General features: G+C 69.2%; 4 protein-coding genes and 1 pseudogene. 2 read left to right on the top strand and 3 right to left on the bottom strand.

Features of this window, described 5'->3' with window-relative positions; translation table 11 throughout:
- Positions 1 to 170: 170 nt before the first annotated feature.
- Positions 171 to 413, bottom strand: a complete 243-nt coding sequence (locus tag ACFTZL_RS42590; protein ID WP_382595290.1) for a DUF397 domain-containing protein — start codon at positions 411 to 413, stop codon at positions 171 to 173.
- Complete coding sequence (locus ACFTZL_RS42585) at positions 410 to 1,219, bottom strand: Scr1 family TA system antitoxin-like transcriptional regulator (RefSeq protein WP_382595293.1); 810 nt, start codon at positions 1,217 to 1,219, stop codon at positions 410 to 412. The genes ACFTZL_RS42590 and ACFTZL_RS42585 overlap by 4 nt, the downstream gene beginning before the upstream one ends.
- A 144-nt stretch (positions 1,220 to 1,363) precedes the next feature.
- Here ACFTZL_RS42585 and ACFTZL_RS42580 point away from each other — a divergent pair, with 144 nt between their 5' ends.
- Positions 1,364 to 1,825 carry an ATP-binding protein gene (locus ACFTZL_RS42580; protein ID WP_382595287.1) on the top strand — a complete coding sequence of 154 codons (462 nt, stop codon included), beginning with the start codon at positions 1,364 to 1,366 and terminating at the stop codon, positions 1,823 to 1,825.
- A 187-nt stretch (positions 1,826 to 2,012) separates the two neighbouring features.
- Positions 2,013 to 2,993, top strand: coding sequence for an arabinan endo-1,5-alpha-L-arabinosidase (locus tag ACFTZL_RS42575; protein ID WP_382595284.1), 981 nt, complete (start codon positions 2,013 to 2,015; stop codon positions 2,991 to 2,993).
- 18 nt (positions 2,994 to 3,011) lie between these two features.
- Here ACFTZL_RS42575 and ACFTZL_RS42570 read toward each other — a convergent pair.
- A pseudogene (locus ACFTZL_RS42570) lies at positions 3,012 to 3,625 on the bottom strand (histidinol-phosphate aminotransferase family protein); the annotation flags it as partial.

Raw genomic sequence — 3,625 nt, 5'->3', positions numbered from 1 at the left:
CCGACGCCCCTGGCCACCCGCCTTTCCGGGCCGCTCGCTCGCTTCTCTCCCGTGCTGGAGCGGCCTGGGTCAAGGGTGGCCCGCAGGGCCATCGCCGAAGGCGACGCGAAGCGCCCTTGATGCAGGCCGTGGAAGCACGACACTGCCAAAGAAGCGGGCGGCCCCGACAGTTACTTGGTGGCGTGCGTGAGGAAGGCCGCCCAAGTGGTGGGGGAGAGGGTGAGCTGGGGGCCCTGCTTGTTCTTGGAGTCGCGGATGTGGATGGCTTCGGGGCAGGTGGCTATCTCGACGCAGTCGCCGTCGCCGCCGCTGCTGTGGCTGGACTTGTGCCAGGCGAGAGCGACTTCTACGCAGTCGCCGTCGCCGCTGCTGCTGTAGCTGGACTTGAACCAGGTCAGTTCGACGGTGCTCATAGGTCTCCTCGCATCCGCTGCAACAGGCTCACGGAGTCTTCGAGGGTGAGAGCCTGTGACCGCATCCTGGCATAACGCCTTTGGAGAACGCTGAGCTCTTTCGGGTCGGAGATGAAGAGGCCGCCTCGCTGGCCTTCGTTGTAGGCGAACCATCGGTTCTCAGGTGTTTCCAGCAGTTGCATGGGGCCCGCCAACCCGGCGTGGGCCCCTTGTGTCATCGGCATGATCTGAATCTCGACGTTCCGCAGCTCCGCGATCCCCAGTACGTGATCGAGGAGTTCCCGCGTGACCTCCACCCCACCTGTGCGACGTAGGAGCACGTGCTCCTCCAGGATGAAGTTGAACGCGGTGTTCGGCCGTTCCTGCAGCAGCCTCTGCCGATCGGCCCGAGCTGCCCAGCGCTGGTCGATCTGTGAGTCGTCCAGCGGCGGCAACTGATTGGCGAACAGTGCTCGGGCGTACGCCTCCGTCTGCAGCAACCCCGGAATCATCCGGCACTCGTACGTATAGAGGGTGATCGCCACCTGTTCCAGCTGAGCCCACCGCCGAAACCAAGCCGCCAACCCCGGCTGCCGCTCCAGACACCCCGCCGCTTTCCGTAACGCCCCCGTCCTGCCGAACACTTCTTCCGCCCGAGTCACGAAGTCCGGATCCGGCATCCGCCTCCCCAACTCCACCGAAGCCACCGTGTGTTTGGAGAACCGCACCAGCTCCCCGAACTCCTCCCTGCTCAGCCCCGCGTGCTCGCGCAAGCCCTGGACCACCGCCCCGAACGTCCGCAGACTGTCCGACGACTCCGGCTCCATCGCGCCATCGACCACTGTCGGTCACCTCCGGAGGCATGGTTACGGGCCGTCACCAGTACTGTCCAGTCCGTCACCGCGTACGCTGCCGCAGCGTACGCGGCGCCGACCTGGAGAACTCCGGCCGTCACCCGCCACATTGGGCACATGACAGCACCGACCACCCCCACAACCCCCCAACGTCCGGTCACCGTACGTGTGTTCAGTCAGCGTCTCAGTGCCACTCCGCGCGGCGCCCGCCTCGCTCGGCGTCTGGCCGCTCACCAGCTGCACGGCTGGGGCGTCCCCCACGGCACCGACGCCTCCGAGACCGTCGCCCTGATCGTCGCCGAGTTGGCCACAAATGCCGTGACGCACGGGCGGGTGCCGGGGCGGGACTTCGAGTTGCGGCTCAGTCTCGTCGCCGGCGGCGTGCGTATCGAAGTCAGTGACGCGCGTGCCGGGTCGGACCCGCCCGGGCCGCGAGAAGTGCACCCTCCGTGTCCGCTCGACGAACACGGCCGAGGTCTTCTCCTCGTCGACGCGCTCGCCGACCGGTGGGAAGTGCTGCGGCGCGAGCCCGGCAAGACCGTTCGCGCCGAGGTCGATCTGCCGGCCACCGCCCCGTAGCCGCAGCCGTCTTCAACGGATCTCCCAGGCCGGTCACAGCCGTTGCTGCGCGGACCATTGACGCGCAAGGGGTTCGATTCTACGGTCCCGTTCGAACTTGCGATCGCTGTTCGAGATATCGCTCAGCGCTGTCACCCCCACCGGAAGCACCCCACCGCAAGCCCCCCCCACCGCAAGGAGGATCCGCATGAGCCGCTCCATCCTGCGCAAGAGAACCGCCCTGCTCGCCCTCCCCGCCGCGTTCCTGCTCGCCCTCGTCCCGGGCACGGCGTCCGCGTACCCCAACCCCGGCCGCGTCACCGGCGACATCGTCACCCACGACCCGTCGATGATCCGCACCTCGTCCGGCCAGTACCTGCTCTACGCCACCGGCGGGGGCATCGCCAGCAAGACGTCCGGCGACCGCACGGCCTTCAGGAACGGCGCCGACGCCTTCGCCGGCAGGCCGAGCTGGTGGCGGAACTACTCCTCCGTGCCGGAGGCCTGGGCGCCGGACATCTCGTACCACGGCGGCAAGTACCTGATGTACTACTCCGTCTCGAAGTTCGGCTCGAACACGTCCGCCATCGGGCTCGCGACGTCCAGCACCGGTCAGCCGGGGAGCTGGACCGACCAGGGGACCGTCTACACCTCGAACTCCGCGAGCGACTTCAACGCCATCGACCCGAACCTCTTCGTGAACGACGACGGCAAGTGGTGGCTGTCCTTCGGCAGTTGGTGGACCGGGCTCAAGATGATCCAGATCAACCCGTCCACCGGGAAGCAGCTCTCCTCCGACACCACCCGCTACTCGCTCGCCTCCCGCCCCACCGGGACCAAGGCCGTGGAGGCGCCCTTCATCGTCAAGCGGGGCGGGTACTACTACCTCTTCGCCTCGTACGACACCTGCTGCAACGGGACGAGCTCGACCTACAAGGTCAAGGTCGGGCGCGCTTCCGCCATCACCGGGCCGTACCGCGACAAGAACGGCGTCGACCTGATGAAGAACGGCGGCACGCCCGTCCTGGAGTCGCATGGCAGCGTCATCGGCCCCGGCGGACAGTCGATCATGAACGACGTCGACGGCGACCTGATCGTCTACCACTACTACGACGCCAACGACAACGGCACACCCAAGCTGGGCGTCAACCTCCTGAACTGGAGCAGCGGATGGCCCGTCGCGTACTGACGTCGCTACGGCGAGACGCTAGCCCGCGGCACCCATGCCGGCCGCGTTGGGCCAGGCCTGGGCCCCCGGCCAGCCTGTGGCCGGCGCGGGTGACAGCCCGTTCGTGCCCCTGACCTGGGCGGCGGTCAGCCCGCCCCGGGCGGGAACACCCGGCGGTGTGGGCCCGGCCGCGGCCGGGAAGGGCGCCGGCGTGGGCATGGGAGCCGGCGCCGGAGCAGGGACCGGCGCCGGGGCTGGGGTGGGGATCGGAGCCGGTGCCTGTGCCACGGGTGCCAGCGGCTGCTGGACCGGTGCGGCCATGGGCTGCGGAGCGGGCTGGGGTACGGGCTGGGGTACCGGCTGGGGTACGGGCTGCGGCACAGCCTGCGGCATCTGCTGCTGCCCCATCTGGCCCATCTGCGTCATCTGGCCCATCTGCGCCGCCGCCGGCATCGGCATCCCTCCGCCCGGGCCCGCCGGTGCGGCGGACGCGGTGGCGGGGAGCGGCATGCCGATGCCGGCGGCAGCCGGGGCCGCGGCGGGCCCCGGACCACCGAAACCGGTGGCCTGAGCGGCGAGCCCCCGCATGCCCGACCCGTTGGTCTCGCTCACCAGACGGTCCACGGCCGCCGTACCCGAGCTGTAGCTGGTCC

The organism is Streptomyces sp. NPDC056948 (assembly GCF_042674225.1).
GTDB lineage: Bacteria > Actinomycetota > Actinomycetes > Streptomycetales > Streptomycetaceae > Streptomyces > Streptomyces purpurascens.
Note: the sequence above shows the minus strand (reverse complement) of the source record. Positions and strands in the feature narration are given on the sequence as shown.